This is a genomic window from Actinophytocola sp., assembly GCF_050699935.1.
Classification (GTDB): domain Bacteria; phylum Actinomycetota; class Actinomycetes; order Mycobacteriales; family Pseudonocardiaceae; genus Actinophytocola.
In genome coordinates, this window is sequence record NZ_JBOHGB010000093.1 from 1 (window position 1) to 20,312 (window position 20,312).

Annotated in this window: 15 protein-coding genes; 12 read left to right on the plus strand and 3 right to left on the minus strand. The window is 70.9% G+C overall.

Annotation, left to right across the window (positions count from 1 at the left end; translation table 11 throughout):
- The 9 genes from ACRDTB_RS25315 to ACRDTB_RS25355 form a co-directional block, all read left to right on the plus strand.
- Window positions 1-1,996: condensation domain-containing protein (locus tag ACRDTB_RS25315; RefSeq protein ID WP_431434200.1), on the plus strand; the 1,996-nt coding region annotated here is incomplete at its 5' end.
- Window positions 1,997-1,999: 3 nt separating this feature from the next.
- On the plus strand, window positions 2,000-5,905 hold the full coding sequence (locus ACRDTB_RS25320; RefSeq protein ID WP_431434202.1) for a non-ribosomal peptide synthetase: 3,906 nt from the start codon (window positions 2,000-2,002) through the stop codon (window positions 5,903-5,905).
- A gap of 10 nt (window positions 5,906-5,915) precedes the next feature.
- Window positions 5,916-7,619, plus strand: a complete 1,704-nt coding sequence (gene leuA, locus ACRDTB_RS25325; RefSeq protein WP_431434204.1) for a 2-isopropylmalate synthase — start codon at window positions 5,916-5,918, stop codon at window positions 7,617-7,619.
- A 91-nt stretch (window positions 7,620-7,710) separates the two neighbouring features.
- Window positions 7,711-7,899, plus strand: coding sequence for an MbtH family NRPS accessory protein (locus ACRDTB_RS25330; RefSeq protein ID WP_431434206.1), 189 nt, complete (start codon window positions 7,711-7,713; stop codon window positions 7,897-7,899).
- Window positions 7,896-8,642 carry a thioesterase II family protein gene (locus ACRDTB_RS25335; protein WP_431434208.1) on the plus strand — a complete coding sequence of 249 codons (747 nt, stop codon included), beginning with the start codon at window positions 7,896-7,898 and terminating at the stop codon, window positions 8,640-8,642. Before ACRDTB_RS25330 ends, ACRDTB_RS25335 begins: the two co-directional genes overlap by 4 nt.
- Entirely contained in the window at window positions 8,635-10,413 is a 1,779-nt protein-coding gene (locus ACRDTB_RS25340) for a non-ribosomal peptide synthetase (RefSeq protein WP_431434210.1), read from the plus strand. Before ACRDTB_RS25335 ends, ACRDTB_RS25340 begins: the two co-directional genes overlap by 8 nt.
- Window positions 10,410-11,636, plus strand: coding sequence for a cytochrome P450 (locus tag ACRDTB_RS25345; RefSeq protein ID WP_431434213.1), 1,227 nt, complete (start codon window positions 10,410-10,412; stop codon window positions 11,634-11,636). The genes ACRDTB_RS25340 and ACRDTB_RS25345 overlap by 4 nt, the downstream gene beginning before the upstream one ends.
- Entirely contained in the window at window positions 11,636-12,874 is a 1,239-nt protein-coding gene (locus ACRDTB_RS25350) for a cytochrome P450 (protein ID WP_431434215.1), read from the plus strand. Before ACRDTB_RS25345 ends, ACRDTB_RS25350 begins: the two co-directional genes overlap by 1 nt.
- A 23-nt stretch (window positions 12,875-12,897) precedes the next feature.
- The gene (locus ACRDTB_RS25355; protein ID WP_431434217.1) at window positions 12,898-13,152 is read left to right on the plus strand and encodes a phosphopantetheine-binding protein; all 255 of its coding nucleotides are present in this window, start codon (window positions 12,898-12,900) and stop codon (window positions 13,150-13,152) included.
- Window positions 13,153-13,156: 4 nt separating this feature from the next.
- Here ACRDTB_RS25355 and ACRDTB_RS25360 read toward each other — a convergent pair whose 3' ends face one another.
- Both ACRDTB_RS25360 and ACRDTB_RS25365 read right to left on the minus strand, forming a co-directional pair.
- Window positions 13,157-13,939: a thioesterase II family protein gene (locus ACRDTB_RS25360; protein ID WP_431434219.1), complete on the minus strand. Its 783-nt coding sequence runs from the start codon at window positions 13,937-13,939 to the stop codon at window positions 13,157-13,159.
- On the minus strand, window positions 13,927-15,138 hold the full coding sequence (locus tag ACRDTB_RS25365; protein WP_431434221.1) for a winged helix-turn-helix domain-containing protein: 1,212 nt from the start codon (window positions 15,136-15,138) through the stop codon (window positions 13,927-13,929). Before ACRDTB_RS25365 ends, ACRDTB_RS25360 begins: the two co-directional genes overlap by 13 nt.
- A 244-nt stretch (window positions 15,139-15,382) precedes the next feature.
- Between ACRDTB_RS25365 and vioD the strand changes: the two genes are divergently transcribed.
- The 3 genes from vioD to ACRDTB_RS25380 all read left to right on the plus strand — a co-directional run bounded on the left by vioD (window position 15,383) and on the right by ACRDTB_RS25380 (window position 19,003).
- Window positions 15,383-16,501 carry a capreomycidine synthase gene (vioD, locus tag ACRDTB_RS25370; RefSeq protein WP_431434222.1) on the plus strand — a complete coding sequence of 373 codons (1,119 nt, stop codon included), beginning with the start codon at window positions 15,383-15,385 and terminating at the stop codon, window positions 16,499-16,501.
- A 62-nt stretch (window positions 16,502-16,563) separates the two neighbouring features.
- On the plus strand, window positions 16,564-17,595 hold the full coding sequence (gene gntD / locus ACRDTB_RS25375) for a guanitoxin biosynthesis L-enduracididine beta-hydroxylase GntD (RefSeq protein ID WP_431434224.1): 1,032 nt from the start codon (window positions 16,564-16,566) through the stop codon (window positions 17,593-17,595).
- A gap of 1 nt (window position 17,596) precedes the next feature.
- On the plus strand, window positions 17,597-19,003 hold the full coding sequence (locus ACRDTB_RS25380) for an MFS transporter (RefSeq protein WP_431434226.1): 1,407 nt from the start codon (window positions 17,597-17,599) through the stop codon (window positions 19,001-19,003).
- On the opposite strand, the gene ACRDTB_RS25385 is transcribed toward ACRDTB_RS25380, so the two are convergent.
- Window positions 18,887-20,212, minus strand: coding sequence for a helix-turn-helix domain-containing protein (locus ACRDTB_RS25385; protein WP_431434228.1), 1,326 nt, complete (start codon window positions 20,210-20,212; stop codon window positions 18,887-18,889). The genes ACRDTB_RS25380 and ACRDTB_RS25385 overlap by 117 nt on opposite strands.
- Window positions 20,213-20,312: the final 100 nt, after the last annotated feature.

Here is a 20,312-nt window from a genome sequence, read left to right on the forward strand (position 1 = left end):
TCGGCAGGTCAAGATCCGGGGGTACCGGATCGAGCTGGCCGAGATCGAGGCCGCACTGGTGCGCTGCACCGGGATCCGCCAGGCAGTCGTCACCGTCCGGGAGGTGACCGAAGGCGACCGGCGGCTGGCCGCACACGTCGTGGCCGAACCGGGTCCGGCGCCGACCGGCCGGGACCTGCGCCGCTCGCTGGAACGAACCCTGCCCGCGTTCATGGTGCCGTCGATCTTCCAGTTCCACGACGCGATCCCAGTGACGCGGAACGGGAAGATCGACCTGGACGCGCTCGCTGAGTCCACTCAGGACGCACCGGCGCCGGAGGAGGACTTCGTCGCACCCGCACTGCCGAGGCAGCAACAGATCGCATCGGTGTGGGCGCGGGTCATCGGTGTCGACCAGGTTGGTCTGCACGACAACTTCTTCGAGATCGGCGGGGACTCCATCCTCGCGATCCAGATCGCGTCGCGCGCCGAGGCGATGGGCGTCCGCATCTCCCCCATCGACATCTTCCAGCACCCGACGGTCGCGGAGCTCAGTGAGCGGGCCGCCTCGGCACAGCAGGCGCGGCCGGACGACAGTCCGGTGACCGGACCGTTCCCACCGTTGCCGCTGCAACGCTGGTTCTTCGCGCAGCGGTTCGCCGAGCCGCACCACTGGAACCTGGCCGTGCTGCTGGCAGTCGACCGGTCCTACGACTCCGACCGGCTGTGCCAGGCGTTCGACCGGCTGGTGGCCCACCATGACGGGCTGCGGCAACGGTTCACGACGGCCGGCGGCCCGCCGCGCGCCGAAGTCGTGCCGGACCCGGGTCAGCCGGTGTGCCGTCACCTCGACCTCCGCGGGCTGTCCGCGGCCGAGCAGGACGCGCGGGTCGCCGCGCTGAGCGCGCAGGCGCAGGCGACCCTGGACCTCGTCGACGGTCCGCTGGTGCGGGCACTGCTGTTCGACCTGGGTGACCGGCCGCATCGGCTCCTGGTCTTCGCACACCACTTGGTGGTGGACGGCGTGTCCTGGCGGATCCTGTTCGAGGACCTGCGATCGCTCTGCGAAGGGGACCCGCGGCGGGCCCTCCCGGCGAAGACGACCTCGCTGCGCACGTGGGCCGAACGGCTCGACGCCTATGCGTCCTCGCCGCAGCTCGCCGCGCAGGTCCCGTACTGGGCGGACGTGGCGCGGACCCCGGTCGCGCCGTTGCCCGTCGACCTCGCCGGCGGACACGCGGAGAACCTGGTGGGGTCTCGGCGCCGGATCACCGCCACGCTCGCGGCCGCGGAGACCGACGCGCTGCTGCGGCAGGTGCCGGCGGCCCACCACCTGCGGATCAACGACCTCCTGCTCGCGGCGCTGGCCAGGACGCTGACCGAGTGGACGGGCGCCGGCTCGCACGTCGTCGACCTGGAAGGCCATGGCAGGGAAACACTCTTCCCGGACGTCTCACTGCTGCGGACGGTCGGCTGGCTCAGCATCGTCCACCCGGTCGTGCTGGACGCGGACCTCGCGTCCGGTCCGGGTGGGACCCTCAAGGCGGTCAAGGAGCGGCTGCGGACGGTGCCGGACGGCGGGATCGGGTGGCACCTGCTGCGGTGCGCGACCGCCGGGTCGCATCCCGAGATCGCCGCCGCGCGGCCGGCCGAGCTGGTCTTCAACTATCTCGGGCAGTTCGACAACCTGCTCCCGACCGACGACTCGTTCGCGGTGCTCGACGACGTCGTCGAACCCACGGAGAGCCCGAGGGGCGCCCGGCCGTACCTGCTCGAGGTGAGTGGTGTGGTGACCGGCGGGGTGCTACGCGTCGACTGGCGGTACAGCGCGAACGTGCACCGGCGGGAGACGGTCGAGCGGCTCGCGTCGCGCTACCTCGCCCAGCTGCGTGCCGTCATGGCGCACTGCGCGTCGACGGACGCGGTCGAGCACACCCCGTCCGACTTCCCCGGCGCGCGCCTGAGCCAGGGGGAGCTCGACGCGTTCCTCAGTGGACTCCAGGAGGGATCGGCGTAGGTCATGAACGCCAGCGACATCGCGGACATCTACGAGCTGTCCCCGCTCCAGCACGGGATGCTGCTGCACAGCACGTACGACGGCGACGCGGACATGTACGTGGCGCAACGCAGCTTCCGCCTCACCGGCCGGCTGGACGAGGCCGCGCTCGGCGAGGCGTGGCGGCAGGTGGTCGCGGCGTATCCGGTGCTGCGCACCTCGTTCCACTGGGATCGACTGGACAAGCCGCTGCAGGTAGTCCACCGCACGGCGCCGGCGAAACCGGTCTGGCACGACTGGCGATCGGTCCCGGCCGGTGACCGGGAGGAGCGGCTCGCCCGGTTCCTCGCGGCGGACCGGCTCGACGGCTTCGACCTCGCCGCGGCGCCGTTGACCCGGATGTCCCTGGTCAGTTTCGCCGACGACGAGCACGAGTTCGTCTGGACGCACCACATGATCCTGCTCGACGGCTGGTCGGCGCCGATCGTGATGCGCACACTGCTGGCCAACTACCGCGCACTGACGGCGGGCGAGCGCACGGCACCGCCCGGCGCGCCGCCGTTTCGCCACTACATCGACTGGCTGCAGAAGCAGGACCTGCCGAGTGCGGAGAAGTACTGGGCGGACACGCTGCAGGGCGCGCAGCCGACGTTGCTGTCGCACCGGACGGCCCCGGAGCCCGGCGCCGCGCCCGTCCGGGTGGCCGAGCGGGAGGTGCTGCTCGCGGACGCGACCGTGGCCGGCCTTCGTGAGCTGGCCGCGCGGCACCAGGTCACGCTCAACACCGTCTTCCAGTCGGCGTGGGCGCTTCTCCTGCACCGGCTGAGCGGGGCCGACGACATCCTGTTCGGCTGCACCAGCTCCGGCCGGCCCGCGGACCTGCCCGGGGTGGACGCCATGGTGGGGCTGCTCATCAACACCCTGCCGCTGCGGCTCCGCGCGCCCGGCAGGCAGTCCGTCGGCGAGTGGCTCCGGACCGTCCAGGAGCGACTGGTCGAGGCTCGGCGCTACGAGTACATCCCGCTCTCGCGGGTCAAGCGGCTGGCCGGCGTGCGTCCGGGTGACGAGCTCTTCGGCAGTGTGGTCGTGTTCGACAACTTCCCCAGGCTGGTCGAGGTCGACTCCCTGTCCGGGAAGCTCACCTTCAACGCCGGCAGCGGGTTCGAGAAGACCAGCGAACCGCTGACGATCATGATCGCGACGGCGCCGGACACGCGCATCCGGCTACTCCACCACGTGGACCGGTTCGCGCCGGACGACGTCACCGCGATCGCGAACCACCTCGTGACGATCCTCGAACACCTGGCGAAGCACCCGGACACCGACGACCTGTCCGCGATCTCGTCGCTGTCGGCGGACGAGTGGGACCAGGTGGCGGCCTGGAACGAGACCGCGCGTGACTTCGGACCCGGCGGCGGGCTCGCGGAGCTGCTGGCGACGGACGTGGGCTCGCGGCACGGGATCGCAGTGGTGGACGCCCAGGGCCACGAGATCTCATATGGACGGTTGTGGGAGTGGTCCGGCCAGGTGGCGGGTTGGTTGCGGTCTCGTGGAGTCGGCGCCGGCGCCCTGGTCGGCGTGTGCTGCGAACGGTCCGTCGAGCTGGTCGTGGCGTTGGTCGGCATCGTGCGGGCAGGTGCGGCGTTCGTGCCGCTGGACCCGTCGTTCCCGCCCGAGCGGCTGCGGCTGATGGCGCATGACTGCGAGCTCGCGACGGTGCTGACCGAACGGGACCTCCTCGGCGCACTACCGTCCGATGTGGAGCTGCGCTGCCTCGACGAGCCCTTCGCACCGCAGGAGGCGCCGCCGGCGCCGGTCGCGGTGTCCGGCGCGGACCCGGCATACGTGCTGTACACGTCGGGCTCGACCGGCCGGCCGAAGGGCGTTGTGGTCTCCCAGGAAGCCATCCGCAACCGTCTGTTGTGGATGCAGGACACCTTCGGTCTGGGGCCGGCGGATCGGGTGTTGCAGAAGACACCGGTCAGCTTCGACGTGTCGGTGTGGGAGTTCTTCTGGCCGCTGATGACCGGCGCGACGATCGTGCTGACCGAGCCCGGCGGCCACCGCGACAGCGCCTACCTGACCCGACTGGTGGCCGACCACGGGGTGACCACGATGCACTTCGTGCCGTCGATGCTGCGGCTGTTCCTCGAGGAACCCGACGTCGCCCGTCTGGAGAAGACCGCGCTGCGGCTGGTGATCTGCAGTGGCGAGGCGTTGCCGGTCGCGCTGAAGGACCGGTGCCACGAACTGCTGCCCGGTGTCGCGCTGCACAACCTGTACGGGCCCACCGAAGCTGCCGTGGACGTCACGTGGTGGGACTGCCAGGATCCCGGTCCGGCCCACACCGTCCCGATCGGACGTCCGATCGCGAACACCGCCACCTTCGTCCTCGACGACGGGATGCGCCCGGTGCCCGTCGGCATGCCCGGCGAGCTGTACCTCGGCGGCGTCCAACTCGCCCGCGGCTACCTGAACCAGGCCGGCCTGACCGCACAACGGTTCCCCGCGAACCCCCTCCCGATCGGCGGGTCCCGCCTGTACCGCACCGGCGACCGCGCCCGCCACCTGCCCGACGGCACGCTCGAGTACCTCGGCCGCGTCGACCGGCAGGTCAAGCTCCGCGGCCAGCGCATCGAACCCGGCGAGATCGACCACGTGCTCGCCGCCCACCCCGCCGTCCACGCCTCGGTCACCGTTCTGCGCACCGACCGGGCCCCCGGTCCGTACCTCGCCACCTACCTGACCGCCGCCAACCCGGCGCCCACCGACGCCGAGCTCCGGCGACACCTGGCGGCACACCTGCCGCCAGCCGCGGTGCCCACCACGCTCACCACCTTGCCGGCCCTTCCGGTGACGGCGAACGGAAAGCTCGACCACAACGCGCTCCCGGCACCGGCCCACCGGCAGATCACCCACCGCACCCCACCCCGCAGCCCCGCCGAAGTCCTCATCACCACCGTCTGGCAGGACGTCCTCGGCACGCGGGACATCGGTGTCGACGACAACTTCTTCGACCTCGGCGGCGACTCGTTCGCCGCGGTCCGCGCCGTGCGCCGGATCCCGGGCACGACCGTCGCGCTCCTGCTCGCGCACCCGACCGCCCGGGAGCTGGCCACCGCGGTGGCGGCCCGCATCGACGAGGACGGCGACCTCCTGCTGCCGCTGACCCCGGCGGCACTCGCCGGCGGGCGGACCACGCCACTGCTCGTCTGTGTGCCGTTCGGCGGGGGCAGCGCGGCCAGCTACCTGCCGCTGGCCCGCGCACTTCCGGAGGAGGTGGACCTCTGCGCGATCGCGCTGCCGGGCCACGAGTTCGGCGGCCACAGCCGGCCACAGCCGGTCGAGTCGGTTGCCCAGGCGTGCGTGCGGGAGCTGCGCGAGCTCCGCGGCCGGCCGCTCGCCGTCTACGGCCACTGCATGGGAGTGGCACTCGCGACCGAGCTGACCCGGCTCCTCGAGCAGGACGGGCACGCCGTCGAGCGACTGTTCCTCGCCGGCTCCTATCCCTTCTACCAGGTGCGCACCCTGGGCGTGGACATCATCGGTCTGCTGAGCCGGGACAGCCCGAAGGCGAACGCGAAGAAGCTGCGCTACCTCAAGTCGCTCGGCGGGTTCGACGAGGCCCTCGACGACGAGACGGCGGCATTCGTCATGCACAACTTCCACCACGACAACATCGCCGCGCGGCGCTACTTCACCAGCCGGTGGTCGAAGCCGACGCCGGCCGAACGGCTCCGGGCGCCGATCACTTTCGTGGCCGGGGAAACCGATCCGGAAACACCGGAACACCCCACGCGGTACCGCGAGTGGACACGGTTCAGCTCGGACGTCGATCTCGCGGTCGTGCACGACGGCGGGCACTACTTCCTGAAACACCAGGCGAACGAGCTCGCAGAGATTTTGTCCACCCGACTGAAGCACTCCTAGGAGGCCAGCGATGTCCGAAGCGACGGAAGCGGTCACGCGTTTCGTGACGGGATCCGTGCAGCGACCGAGCGGTATGGCGGTACACCGGTATCGCGCCTTCACAGGCCCCGACCTGCCGGACCGCCGGTGGCCCGCCCAGCAGATCCGCAGCGCGCCGTTGTGGTGCTCGGTGGACCTGCGCGACGGCAACCAGGCGCTCGTCGAACCGATGGACCTACCGCGAAAGCACCGGATGTTCCAGCAGCTCGTTCGCATGGGCTACAAGGAGATCGAGGTCGGGTTCCCGTCGGCGAGCCAGATCGAGTTCGACTTCGTGCGCGAGCTCATCGAGGGCGACCTGATCCCGGACGACGTGACGATCCAGGTGATCATGCAGGCACGCGCCGAGCTGATCGAGCGCAGCTTCGACGCGATCCACGGCGCGCCGAAGGCGATCATCCACCTCTACAACTCCGTGTCCCCGCTGCAACGCCGGGTCGTGTTCAACGCCGACCGGCCGCAGATCCTCGACCTGACCGTCCGGGCCGCGCAGCTCATCACCAAGCTCGCCGACGTGCACGACGGCGGGCCGATCACCTTCGAATACTCGCCGGAGTCGTTCACCGCGACGGAGCTCGACTACTCGCTCGAGATCTGCGACTCGGTCACGGAGGTCTGGCAGCCCGGCACGAACCGGCCGATGATCGTCAACCTGCCGGCGACGGTCGAGTGCACGACCGCCAACGGGTTCGCCGACCAGGTCGAGTGGATGCACCGAAACCTCAGCCACCGCGAACACATCTGCCTTTCCGTGCACCCGCACAACGACCGGGGCACCGCGGTCGCGGCGGCCGAGTTCGCGGTCATGGCCGGCGCGGAGCGGATCGAGGGATGCCTGTTCGGCAACGGCGAGCGCACCGGCAACGTCGACCTCGTCACGCTCGGCATGAACCTGTTCAGCCACGGGATCGACCCGATGATCGACTTCTCGGACCTCGACGCCGTGGGACGGGTCGCCAGGGAGTGCACGCAACTGCCCATCCACCCGCGCCACCCCTACGCGGGAGACCTCGTCTACACCGCGTTCTCCGGATCGCACCAGGACGCGATCAAGAAGGGGCTCGACGCACTCGACGAGGTCGCCGACGCGGCCGGGCGGTCCACCGCCGACATCCGCTGGGAGGTCCCCTACCTGCCGATCGACCCCAAGGACGTCGGCCGGACCTACGAGGCCGTCATCCGGGTGAACAGCCAGTCCGGCAAGGCCGGGGTCGCCTACCTCCTGCGAACCGAGTACGGCCTGAACCTGCCCAGACAGCTGCAGGTCGAGTTCTGCCAGGTGGTTCAGCAGTACACGGAGGACAGTGCGAGCGAGGTGCGGCCTGAGCGCCTGTGGGAGCTCTTCACACAGGAGTACCTCCGCGACGGACCGCGCCTGCGGATGCTCGGCCACAAGGCAGGCGCCGTGGACGTGGAGCTCGACGGACACGCACACCGGTTCACCTCCACCGACCCGGAGTCCTTCGCCTCGGCGCTGTGCGGGACGGGACTCGACGTGCACGTGCTGTCGCTGTCGAGCCATCGGCTCAACGGAAAGGTGGTCGCCTACGCGGAATGCGCGGTGGACGGGCACTCCTATTGGGGCGTCGCGATCGACGACGCATCCGCCGCGAAAATGCGCGCCGTGGCCGGCGCGGTGAACTCCGCGCCCGTTCCCGAGTACGTCGCGCCATGATGCCCGTCCCCTTTCTACGTGACATGGGTGGGCCGACCCCGACGTATACGGTGAGACGAGAAATATTTGTGCCGGCAGTCGGAGAAATGCGATGACGGAAATTCCCTGGCGCGCCGTTCGAACCGAGGACGGGCGGTACAGCATTTGGCCGGCGGAATTGCCGACGCCCGCCGGATGGCATCCGACCGGGGTGCACGGCGACAAAGGCGAATGCCTTTCCTGGATAGCGGAGAACTGGGTGGACGCCCGCCCGGCCGGCGTCGGGAAGGCTCCGCGATGATCGACCGCTGGCTGATCCGGGAACCCGACCAGGGCGCGCGGGGGCGGTTGTTCTGCCTGCCGGTCTCCGGCGTCGGCGCGAGCGTGTTCCAGCAGTGGCCGGTGCACATCGACGACATCGAGGTCTGCCCGGTCCAGCTGCCCGGCCGGGAGAACCGCATGCGGGAGCCCGCGTACACCGACATGCGTGAGTTCGCCTCGGCCGCCGCCACGGCACTCGAGCCGTACCTCGACCGGCCGTACGCCTTGTTCGGACACTGCTACGGGGCCCGGTTGAGCTACGCGCTCGCTGTCGCGCTCACCGCCATCGGCACGCCCGCTCCCGAACGGCTCTTCGTCTCCTCGTGCCTCGCGCCCCACCGAGGCGGCTACTTCGGCGGCGGCGCCGATGGCCCGTTCACGCCGGAGACGACCGACGACGAGTTCTTCGCGGAGCTGCGCCGCGGCTGCGCGGCGCGCGGTGAGCCGGCGCCGCCCGAGCCGCTCATGGCGATCTCGGTGCGGGCGTTGCGCGCCGACACCATGGTGACCTGCGGCTACGCGCCGGACGGACCGGAGGGTCCGCCGTTCGACGTCACCGCGATCACCTGGAGTGCGGACACCCATGTCCGGCCGGAGGAAATGCACGAGTGGAAGGAGTACGGGACGGTGCACCACGTTCCATTGAACGGCGACGAGTTCACCCACCGATCGGCACCGGACGAGTTGCTCCACGTGATTTCGGGCGGTTTCCAGAATGACTAGGCCATCGACCATCACCCAGTTGTTCGCGCGGTCGGCCGCTGAGTTCGCCGACCGGCCCGCGGTGTGCGACGACGACGGGCACGCGCTCACCTACGCCGAGCTGGACCGCGAGTCCGCCGCACTCGCCCGGAGGCTGGTCGCCGACGGGGTCCGGCGGGAGGATCGCGTCGGCATCCACCGCGAGCGCGACGTCGACCTGGTGGTGAGCATCCTCGCCGCGCTGCGGGCCGGCGCCGCCTACGTCGCCGTGGACCTGAGGTACCCGAAGGCGCGCCGCGAGCTGATGCTGCGCGCCGCGGGCTGCCGCGTCACGTTGGTGGACGCGCACGAGCCTCCGCCGCTCGGCGACGACATCCCCACCGTCGGGTGGAACCACGACGCGCCACGCACCGAACCGGACGGGCCGGTGGCGCGGCTGCCGGCACCCGGCCCGGAGGACGCCGGGGCCGTGCTGTTCACCTCCGGCTCCACCGGCACGCCGAAGGGTGTCGTCGTGGAGCACCGCAACCTCGTGCACTTCGCGATGAACCCGGTCCTCCCCCAGCTCGTCGCGACGGACCGGGTGGCACAGGTCGCCAACGTCTCGTTCGACACGTTCCACTACGAGCTGTGGAACTCGTTCGCGGCCGGCGCCGAGGTGGTGATGATGCCGTCGGTGCCCGACCTGGTGCGGGTGGACCCCGGCCGGGCGCTGCGGCGCAGGCGAATCTCCGTCCTGCTCGCGCCCACCATGGCGTTCAACCACATCGCGGTGGAGGACGCCGAGGTGTTCGCCGGGCTGCGGCTCCTGCTCACCGGCGGCGACGTGATCCGGCCGGCCGCCTGCCGCAACGTGCTCGCCAGCACGTTCGCCGGCGTGCTCACCAACCTGTACGGGCCGACCGAAGGGACGACCGCCGCCACCTCGCGCGACATCGCGGAAGTGGCGGGGGACGACACCAGCGTGCCGATCGGCATCGGCCTGGCCGGCGTGACGCTGCGGGTGCTCGATCCCTCGTTCTCTCCTGTCGCGACCGGTGAGGTCGGCGAGCTCTACATCGGCGGCACCGGGGTCACGCGTGGCTACCTCGGCGACCCGGCCAAGACCGCGGAACGCTTCCTGCCGGACCCGTTCGGACCACCGGGAGCGGCCATGTACGCCACCGGCGACCTGGTCAGCATGCGGCCCGACGGCGCGCTGAACTACCTGGGCCGCAACGACGACCAGGTGAAGGTGCGGGGCTACCGGGTGGAGCCGAGCGAGGTGGAGCGCTCGCTGATGGCCTGCCCCGACGTGCTCGACGCCACGGTGCTGCCCCAGGGCAGCGACGAGGACCGCAGGCTCGTCGCGTTCCTGGTGCTCGCAACCGGCGGCACGCTGCCGACCGTGCGCGAGTACGCGGAGGAGCGGCTGCCGGACTACCAGGTGCCCGCCGAGCTGGTCCAGGTGCGCGAGATCCCGTCGACGCCGCACGGCAAGCGGGACACCGCGGCGCTGCTGACCGGCCTCGCCGACCGCGAGCGCGGCCGCGGCGACCGCGTGCCGCCGCGTACGGACACCGAGCGGTACCTCGTCAGGGTGTGGGAGGAGCTGCTCGGCACCGAACAGATCAGCGCGACCGACGACTTCTTCACCGTCGGCGGCAACTCGATGCTGGCGTTCCGCATGAGCAGACGGATCACGAGGGACCGGGCGCCGGAGCTCACCCTCGAGGCGGTGCTGGAGAACACCGTGCTCGCGGACATGGCGCTGATCGTGGACGCCGCCACGCGGAAGGGAGCCGCGGTATGACCGTCGACCTCGGCCCGGTGTCCGCCATCGACCTCAACGACACCGACGCGTTCGTCAACGGCGACCCGCACCGCCTGTGGGCCCGGTTGCGCGCGGAGGACCCGGTGCACTGGAACCCCACGCCCTACGGCGGGTTCTGGGCGGTGACGACGTTCGCCGACGTGGTCACCGCGCTGCGCGACTTCGAGACGTTCAGCTCGGCGCACGGCACCGTCATCGGCGGTTCGTACCGCAACGAGGTCGACACGGCGACCGGCCAGATGCTGGTGACGTCCGACCCGCCGAAGCACCGCCAGCTGCGCCGGCGCATGCAGCGGGTGTTCTCCCCGAGCATGGTCGACCGGGTCGACGCCGAGGTGGACCGCCGGGTCGACGCCGCGCTGTCGCGAGTGTGGCGCGACGGCGGCGGTGACTTCGCCGTCGAGGTCGCCCAGGAGCTGCCGGCCGGCGCGCTGATGGCGCAGCTGCGCATCGGGCACGAGGACGCGCTGCGGCTGGTGCGCCTCACCCGCACGATGATCGGCTACCGGGACGCGGACTTTCGGCGGGGCGTCGAGGAGGAGTCCCTGCGGCTGGCCGGCGCGCAGGCCGACGTGTTCGACTTCTTCCTCGAGCTGATCGCCGAGCGCCGGGCGCGGCCCGGAGACGACGCGCTCAGCATCCTGATGACCCCCGGACCGGGCGAGCAGGCGCTCGACGAGGACACCCTGCTGTTCAACCTGATGAACCTGGCGATCGGCGGCAACGAGACCACGCAGCACAGCGCGAACGGCGGGCTGCTCGCGCTGATGAACGACGTCGACCAGTGGGAGCGGCTGCGGTCGGACGCCGCGCTCGTCCCCACCGGGGTCGAGGAGTTCGTGCGCTGGACGTCGACCGCCTCCTACGTGCAGCGGGTCGTCACCCGACCGGTCCGCGTCCGAGACACCGAGCTCGCCGAGGGCGACGCGGTCACGCTCTGGCTCGCCTCGGCGAACCGGGACGAGGCTCAGTTCACGGAGCCGAACCGGTTCGACCTCGGCCGCTCCCCGAACAGGCACGTCGGCTTCGCCAGCGGGCCGCACCACTGCATCGGCGCCGCGTTCGGTCGCAGGGGCCTGACGTCCCTGCTGACTGGGCTGCGCGCCCGGTCCGGGCGGCTGCGGCCGGCCGGCGACCCGGTGTGGCTCCGGTCGAACTTCATGCTGGAGTACAAGAGCCTGCCGGTCGAGGTGACCGTGTGATGGCGACGCTCGTCCAGCACGACAGCAGGCCGACCCCGCCGGCCGACGTCGCCGATCCCGACCTCTACGCCGACCGGGACCCGTTGCCGGTCTGGCGGCACCTGCGCGCGACGAGCCCGGTGCACTGGAACGACCGGCCGGAACACGGCGGCGGGTTCTGGGCGATCATGTCCTACGAGCCCGCGGTCCAGGTATACCGGGACAACAAGGCGTTCACCTGCGAGCGCGGCATCCGCCTCACCCTGGACCCGAAGCCGACCGACGCGGCCGCGGGCAAGATGATGACGGTGACGGACCCGCCCCGGCACACCAAGCTCCGCAAGGTGATGAACGCGTGCTTCACACCGAGGCGGACGGCCTCGCTGGAAAAGACGATGCACGAGGTGTTGGAGCCGCTCATCGACGACGCGCTGGCCAAGGACAGCGTGGACTTCGTCAGCGACGTCGCCGCGGTGCTGCCGTCGGTGATCTTCTGCCACTTCATGGATGTCGCGCGGCGGGAGCACCGCACCCTCATCGACCTGACCAGCACGGCGTTCGGCGCCTCGCTCGGCGACAGCGGCTGCCCGGTGTCCAGCGCGGAGAGCACGAAGGCGAACGCCAGGATCTTCTTCCATTACTCGAAGCTGCTCGCGCAGCGGCGTGCGGAGCCGGGCGACGACGTGGTCAGCATCCTGGCCGCGAGCACGGTCGACGGCGAGCCGCTGACCGACGCCGAGATCATCATGAACTGCAACGTGCTGCTGCTCGGCGCGCACGAGACGACCCGGCTGTCCTCGGCCGGCGCGTTGCTCGCGTTGATGGCGCACCCGGACGAGTGGCGACGGCTGCGGAACGGGGACGTCGACCTGGACACCGCGGTCGAGGAGGTCCTGCGCTACACCAGCCCGGCGATGCACCGGCTGCGAGTGGCCCGCGAGGACACCGTGGTCGCCGGTCAGCTCATCCGGGCCGGCGAGCGGGTGGCGATCTGGAACCCGTCCGCAAACCGGGACGAGTCGGTGTTCGCCGAGCCGGACACACTGCGCCTGGACCGCAAACCCAACCGGCACCTGGCTCTCGGTCTCGGCAACCACTTCTGCATCGGCGCCGGGCTCGCCCGGGTGGAGCTGCGCGCGTTCCTCCGGGTGCTGGTGGACAAGATCGCGGACGCGGAGTTCACCGAGCCGGTCAGGTGGACGCGCTCGAACTTCGCCTGGGGTGCGGAGCGCATGGCCGTCTCACTGCGCGGGCGGTGACCGTGCTGCCGGAGGAGGGCCACATGGACGGTGGACGGTCCGTCGCGGACGTCGTCAACGGCGCGTGGTGCGCCGCGCTCGGCCTCGAACGGGCCGAGCCGACCGACAACTTCTTCACCGCGGGCGGTCACTCGTACTCGTCGGTCCAGCTGGTGACCGCGGTGGAGGCGGAGCTGCACATCGAGTTCCCGCTGGAGACCCTGTTCTCCGACTCGTTGGCCGAGCTCATCGAGGAGTGCGCCAACCGCCTCGCCGCCACGGCGGGCCACAGGGACTAGCAGGTCACCGGCCGTCGAGGACCCGGGAGACCTCGGCGAGCAGGTCCTGTTGGTTCTGGTGCAGGAAGAAGTGGCCGCCGGGATACAGGTTCATGGCGAACGGTCCGGCCGTCTCCGCCCGCCACGCCGCGAGCTGCTCGGTCGTGGTCGTCGGGTCGGACCGGCCGCCGAACACGGAGATGCCGCACGACAGCGGCGCGTCGGCGGCATACCGATAGGTGTGGCAGATCGCGAAGTCGGCCCGCAGCGCGGGCATGATCAGGTCGATCAGCCCGGGCTCGGCCAGCACCTCGGCCGGGATGCCGCCGAGCTTGGTCACCTCGGCGAGGAACTGGTCGGACGGCAGCCGGTGGATGCCCGCCTGGTCGTCGTGGATGCGCGGCGCCCGCCGCGCGGACACAAACAGGTGCGCGGGCGTGGGCAGCCCGTGCCTGCGCATCGCGTGGGCCAGCTCGAAGCAGACGAGTCCGCCCATGCTGTGCCCGAAGAGCGCGTACGGCAGCGGCGGGTCGCCGAACGGGTCGGTGTCGGCGAACTCCTCTACCAGCGCGGCCACCACGGTCGGCAGGTCCGCCACCGGCGGTTCGGTCAGCCGGGACTCGCGGGCGGGCAGCCGAACCGCCCACACCTCGACGCCGGCCGGCAGCGACGGCGAGAACGACCGGAACACCGCCGGACCCGCGCCCGCGTACGGCACGCACAGCAGCCGCATCCGGGGTGCGGAACGCGGGCCGATGCGGACGAAGGCCCGTGCGGTGCCGTTGCGTCCCACCGTCAGCCGGTCCACTCGCGCCCTACCGCGGGGCCGTACTCGACCGTGTGAGCGCCGACCAGCCTGGCGAGCGACGCGATCTGACTCGTCACCGACCTACGCAACCCGACGCCGGCGCGGACGTCAGGCTCCAGAAAGACGCCGTCGACGACCAGCACGCCCCGTTTCGGATCGCGCCGGGGTGAAATTCGGCCGACGAGTCGTTCGCCGTGCAGGATCGGCATCAGGTAATAGCCGTACTGGCGCTTGTGTTTCGGCGTGTACATCTCGTTGCGGAAATCGAACCCCCACAGCCGCGCGGTGCGTTTGCGGTCGCTGATGAGGTTGTCGAACGGGGACAGCAACACCGTCCTCGGCGCCCACCGGCCCTCGGAAATCGCGGTCAGCTCCGGCAGCACGTCGCGGTGGACGTACCAGCGCTCCGACCCGGACGGGTCGTCGGCGAGCCGGACCGGCACGACCCGGCCCGCGCGCTCGAGCGCGCCGAGCGCGTCGGACAACGTGGCGTAGTAGTCGCGGATGAAGTACCGCTGCACGTCGGCCGGCCGCGCGACACCGAGCGCGCGCAGCGCGTGCTCGACCGCGGCGGTGACGGCCTCCGGCAGCGCGGCGGCGGTCCGGTCCACTGTGGCCGGTAGGCAGTTGTCGCGCAGGTCCCACAGCCTGGTGGTCCCGTCGCGGCGGCCCACCATCACCTCTCCGCGCCGCCACAGGAACTCCAGCATCCGTTCGACGCTGCGGCCGTCGGTCCAACCGCTCGACTCCCAGCCGACGGCCGCGTGGTCGTCGAACGCGCGGGTGGGCAGCGGGCCCTCGGCGCGCAGGGTGTCCAGGATGTGCTTACGCAGCTTGTCGTTCGCGGCGAGCCAGGCCTCGACCCGCCTGCCGTAGCTGGACTCGACGGGCGGGAAGACCGCCATGTTGGCGGCGTGGATCGGGTAGTCCTCGGTGAGCACCAGCGACGCGGCGTGGGCCCAGTACTCGAACAGCCAGCGGTCTCGCCACAGCAGTTGCTCGAGGTGGCGGTCCGGGTTCACGCCGAGCCTGCTCCACAGCACGAGCAGGTGGCTGCGCGCGACGACATTGATCGGATCGAGCTGCACGCAACGCAGGGACCGCAGCACGGAACGCGCCCCGTCGAGGTCGCCTGCCAGGCGGGGTCCGGCCAGGCGCTGCCGGCTGACCACCAGCCGCCGGGCCGTGCGCGCATTCATCAACAGCGTTTCTGCCATCCCTGCCTTTCGCCGGGTAACCAGACGACCATCTTATGGTGCCGCGCGAGCACGACAAGCGGGGTTGTGTCCCCTCTCTATGCGACAAGGCAACCGGAAGTCCGCGGGATACGCTGGTCGCCGGTCTCGGGAGAATTCCGGAAGACATGCTGGACGCGAATTCGGGCCACCGACGTGAGCGCCTCTCGAAACAACGCAAATCGCCACCAATAGGCAGGATCTCGGAATGCATGTCGACGTCGCCCTCCTCGAGGAGTGGATGCGCCGGTACTACTTCGACACCGATATCGACATCGGCAGCAGCGGCGCGGGGACGTTCTCGTTCGAGCAGGTCCGCCGGCTGACCGGCCTGACGCTCGAGGACCTGGACCGGGTCAGGTTCGACGACAGCCAGACGCTGGGCGGTTTCGGTGTGCGTGCCGCGGTGGCCGAGCGGTCGACCGGCGGCGACCTCGACCGCGTCATGGTCACTCACGGCTCAAGCGAGGCGAACTTCCTCGTGATGCACGCGCTGCTCGAACCCGGCGACGAGGTGGTCGTCCTGGATCCGGCCTACCAGCAGCTGCACGGGATCTGCACGGCGATCGGCTGCCGTCTGCGCCGCTGGCGGCTGCGGCCGGAGGACGGGTTCGCACCCGATCTCGCGGCGCTGCGGCACCTGGTGACCGAGCGGACCCGCATGGTCGTCGTCAACTTCCCGCACAACCCGACCGGCGTCTCGCTGCATCCCGAGCAGCAACGCGAGCTCGTGGAGATCGTGGCCGGCTCGCAGGCGTACCTGGTCTGGGACGCCGCCTTCGCGGAGATCACCTACGACGCACCGCCGCTGCCGCCGCCGGACTTCTACCCCCGGGCGGTGACCCTGGGGACGCTCTCCAAGAACTACGGCCTGCCGGGCCTGCGGGTGGGCTGGTGCCTGGCCGCACCGGAGGTCCTCTCGCGGTGCGTCCGGATGCGCGACTACGTGTCACTGCACCTGTCGCCGCTGGTGGAGCTGATCGCGCAGCGGGTGATCGCCGAGGCCGACCGGTTCGTCGCGAACCGGCGCGAGCTGGCGGCGACCAACCTCGACGTGCTCGAGAAGTGGGTCGCGGACCACGACCCGGGTGCGCGGATGACCCGGCCGGCGGGTGGGGTCTGCGCGTTCGTCGAGTTCCCCGCGGCCGCGGACCTGGCGGAGACCTGCCGCGGGCTGGCGGAGCGGCAGCGGGTGCTGCTGATCCCCGGCCGGTGCTTCGGCCCCGCCTACGACCACTACGCCCGGCTCGGCTTCGGCGGGCCGAGCGACGAGCTCGAGACGGGGCTGCGACGGGTCAGCGCCACCCCCGGGTTCTGGGGGCGGTGACGGATGCCCCGCATGACAGACCCGGCATCGACCAACCGCATGGAGGCAGGACGGAGCGAGGGATGCACAAGCTGACGCTTTCTCGGGACGAGTCCGGCGACATCCAGCAGCTGCTGGGACACCTCGCCGAACGACACCGCAGCGTCGAGGACCCGGAACTGCTCGACCGCGCCGGGGTCTACCTGCAGGACCTGCCGGTGCGGCTGCGCGGTTTCCTGGAGGAGTTCCGGCTGGCCGAGCCGTCGGCGGTGTGCCTGATCTCCGGCTACCCGGTCCGCGACGGCGGCATCGGCCCGACCCCGGAGCACTGGAAGATCAGGCAGGGCGTCTCCCCGACGCTGCACGAAGAGCTCTTCTTCATGCTGTGCGCGCGAGGGCTCGGCGACGTGTTCGGGTGGTCCACCCAGCAGGACGGCCGGATCATGCACGACGTCCTGCCGATCAAGGGCCACGAGCAGGAGCAGCTCGGCAGCGGCAGCGAGCAACTGCTCTGGTGGCACACCGAGGACGCGTTCCACCCGTTCAAGGGCGACTACGTCGCGCTCATGTGCCTGCGCAACCCCGACCTGGTCGGCACCACCATCTGCGCCGTCGAGGACATCGACTGGGCCGAGCTCGACGTGGACGTCCTGTTCGAGCCGCACTACTACATCCGGCCGGACGAGTCGCACCTGCCGAAGAACCGGCTCGACCGACCACCGGCCGACGCCGAGACGGAGCGGCTGCTCTCGGCCGCGTACCAGCGGATCACGGAGATGAACGCGAACCCGGCGCCGGTGCCCATCCTCCGCGGCGACCGCCGGACGCCGTACATGTGCCTCGACCCCTACTTCATGGACACCGACCGGATGGAACCAGAGCCGCGCAAGGCGTTCGAGGCGCTGACCGCGGCGATCGACGCCAGCCTGCACACCGTGGCGCTGGCGCCGGGCGACTGCGTGTTCGTCGACAACTTCAAGGCGGTGCACGGCAGGCTGCCGTTCAAGGCCCGCTTCGACGGCACCGACCGCTGGCTCAAGCGGCTCAACATCACCCGCAACCTCCGCGGGTCCCGGGAGGCCCGGCTGGCCAGCCATGCGCGGGTGATCTTCTGACATGCGCCGGTTCACCGCACTCTGGGCCGGTCAGCTCCTTTCGCTGACCGGGACCGCACTGACCAGCTTCGCGCTCGCCGTCTGGCTCTACGTGGACACCGACTCGGTGACCCACCTCGCGTTGAACTATCTGATGGCGTTCGTCCCCGGCATCATCGTGTCGCCGTGGGCCGGCGCGATCGTCGACCGCTGGAGCCGCAAGCGGGTGCTCGTGCTGTCGGACACCATCGGCATCCTGGCCACGCTCAGCCTCGCGGCGCTCTACGCGGCCGGCGGACTGGAGCCGTGGCACATCTACGTCACCACCGCGGTCCGGTCCGCGATGGCCGCGTTCCAACTGCCCGCGTTCGGCGCGACGGTCGCGGTGCTGGTGCCACGCCACCAGGTGAGCCGGGCCAACGGGATGGTGCTCTTCGCGCAGGCGCTGAGCCAGGTCGCGGCGCCGGTGACGGCGGGCTTCCTGCTCACCGCGATCGACGTGAGCGGCGTGATCCTGCTCGACTGCGCCACGTTCGTCGTCGGGGTCGGCGTGCTCGCCTTCATCCGCATCCCGTCGCCGAGGGCCGCTGAGGTCGCGCCGGGCGACGGGGGTTCGCTGCTCGGCGAGGCCCGGGTGGGCTGGCGGTACATCCTGGTCCACCCCACCCTGCGCAACCTGATGCTGTTCTACGCGGCACTGAACTTCTGCGTCGGCTTCGTCGACGTGTTGGTCACCCCGATAGTGATCGGGTTCGGCTCGCCGGCCGCGCTCGGTGTGGTCGCCACGGTCGCGGGCATCGGCATGGTGGCCGGCAGCGCCGTGATGACGATCTGGGGCGGACCCGGCCGACCCGGCATGAGCATCATCGGCATGACCGCGGCGCTCGGCGTCGGGCTGTGCGTCGGCGCGAGCCGGCCGCAGGTCGTGCCGGTCTGCGTCGGGGCGTTCGTATTCATGTTCAGCGCCGCGATCATCAACACCAACACCCGCAGCATCTGGACCACCGAGGCCGCGCCGGAGCTGCAGGGTCGAGTTCTCGCGCTGCAGAACATGGTGACGACATCGACCCTGTCGGTCGCCTACCTGCTCGCCGGCCCGGTGGCCGGCGTGTTCGAGCCGCTGCTCACCGACGACGGGCCACTGGCCGGCACCGCCGGCGTGCTGTTCGGCACCGGGGCCGGCCGCGGGATGGCGCTGCTGCTCTTCCTGATCGGCGCCGTCGTGGTGCTGATCGCGCTCGCCGGGATGTTCAGCCGAACCCTCCGGTCCATCACGCGACCGGAGCCGGCGGACGCCACGCCGGACGACGCCTCATTCGGCGCCGCGGGCGAGCTCACGAGCATAGGCACGGTGCAGGTCGTGGAAGGTGTACCTGCCGGGAACGCGCTCGATGAGCAGGTTGACGCGAGTCAGCTCCGCGAGCAGTGACCGTGCGGTGCGCAGCGGCACGAACGCGAGGCCGGCGGTGTCCTTGGGTGTCACGAACGACTCGAACGACCGGCCGAGCAGCCGGAACAGCCTGGCGGCCTCGGCCGTCAGCGTCCGGTAGGACCAGGACAACGCCGCCCGCAGGTCGCATGCCCCGTCCAGGCCGGCGAACGCGTCCAGTCCGTCACATGCCTCGGTCAGCTCCGCGGCCAGAGCCGTGAGGGTGAAGCCGGGGTGCGACGCAGCCCGCGACGCCACGATCGACAACGCCAGCGGCAGCGACGCGCATCTCTCGAGGATGTCGCGCAGCGCACCCGGCTCGGCCAGTGCGCTGCCGGTGCCGAGCCGGCTGACCAGCAGGTCGCGTGCCTCGGCCGCGGTCGGCAGGTCGAGCGTGAGCGGCCGCGCGCCCTCGATCGCGGTCAGCCCGTACAGCCGGTCGCGGCTGGTCACCACCACCAGGCAGCCGAGCGAGCCGGGCAGCAGCGGCCGGACCTGGTCGGCGTCCCGCGCGTTGTCCAGCACGATGAGCACCCGCTTGTCGGCGAGCAGGCTGCGGTACAGCCCGGTCTGTGCCGCCGGCTCGAGCGGGATCCGGTCGGGCTGCACGCCCAGCGCGTTGAGGAAACCGCGCACCACCTCGCCCGGCCGCGCGGGCGCGTCGCCCGGCGCGAAGCCACGCAGGTCGACGTAGAGCTGACCGTCCCGGAAGTCCTCGGCCACGCGATGCGCCCAGTGCACGGTCAGCGCGGTCTTGCCGACCCCGGCGAGCCCGGACATCGCGACGATGCGGGACGGGCCGTGCGGCGGGCCCGTCGTCAGCATCCGGTTCAGCTCAGCGAGCTCCGTCGTCCGGCCGACGAAGTCCGGCAGGTCCGCCGGGAGCTGGCGCGGCAACCACGTGATGTTGGCGGCCGTCCAACGCCGGTTCTCCTCCACCCGGTCCCGCTCGGTGGCCAGCACACCCTGCTCGGTCGGAGAGGCGCCCAGGATCCGCACCAGCTCGTCGAACCGGTCCGTCGGCGGTAGCGCGCCGCCGGTGAAGTATTTCCCGATGACGGTGTAGGACCAGCCGGTCTTCGCCGCAAGCTCGCGGTAGGTCAGCTCCGAGCCACTGCGCTGCCGTGCCTCCCGCCGCCGTAGCGTACGCAATACCTTCGCGAGGTCCAGCGTTGTTCTGGTGTCGTAGAAATTGCCGAACAGATCCATGGGCTACACTCTCGGAGCATATTGCGCAAGGCCGTCCGATTCCGCGACCAGAATGGGACGCCGAATGTGCCGCGCGATTGGACGCGCAGTTCTCGAATTT

Excerpts from the sequence above, each read along its gene's own strand:
- ACRDTB_RS25355 (WP_431434217.1), top strand. The coding sequence starts at position 12,898 with ATGGACGGTGGACGGTCCGTCGCGGACGTCGTCAACGGCGCGTGGTGC.
- ACRDTB_RS25350 (WP_431434215.1), top strand. The coding sequence starts at position 11,636 with ATGGCGACGCTCGTCCAGCACGACAGCAGGCCGACCCCGCCGGCCGAC.
- leuA (WP_431434204.1), top strand. The coding sequence starts at position 5,916 with ATGTCCGAAGCGACGGAAGCGGTCACGCGTTTCGTGACGGGATCCGTG.
- ACRDTB_RS25335 (WP_431434208.1), top strand. The coding sequence starts at position 7,896 with ATGATCGACCGCTGGCTGATCCGGGAACCCGACCAGGGCGCGCGGGGG.
- ACRDTB_RS25320 (WP_431434202.1), top strand. The coding sequence starts at position 2,000 with ATGAACGCCAGCGACATCGCGGACATCTACGAGCTGTCCCCGCTCCAG.
- ACRDTB_RS25380 (WP_431434226.1), top strand. The coding sequence starts at position 17,597 with ATGCGCCGGTTCACCGCACTCTGGGCCGGTCAGCTCCTTTCGCTGACC.
- ACRDTB_RS25365 (WP_431434221.1), bottom strand. The coding sequence starts at position 15,138 with ATGAATGCGCGCACGGCCCGGCGGCTGGTGGTCAGCCGGCAGCGCCTG.
- ACRDTB_RS25340 (WP_431434210.1), top strand. The coding sequence starts at position 8,635 with ATGACTAGGCCATCGACCATCACCCAGTTGTTCGCGCGGTCGGCCGCT.
- ACRDTB_RS25330 (WP_431434206.1), top strand. The coding sequence starts at position 7,711 with ATGACGGAAATTCCCTGGCGCGCCGTTCGAACCGAGGACGGGCGGTAC.
- ACRDTB_RS25345 (WP_431434213.1), top strand. The coding sequence starts at position 10,410 with ATGACCGTCGACCTCGGCCCGGTGTCCGCCATCGACCTCAACGACACC.
- vioD (WP_431434222.1), top strand. The coding sequence starts at position 15,383 with ATGCATGTCGACGTCGCCCTCCTCGAGGAGTGGATGCGCCGGTACTAC.
- gntD (WP_431434224.1), top strand. The coding sequence starts at position 16,564 with ATGCACAAGCTGACGCTTTCTCGGGACGAGTCCGGCGACATCCAGCAG.
- ACRDTB_RS25385 (WP_431434228.1), bottom strand. The coding sequence starts at position 20,212 with ATGGATCTGTTCGGCAATTTCTACGACACCAGAACAACGCTGGACCTC.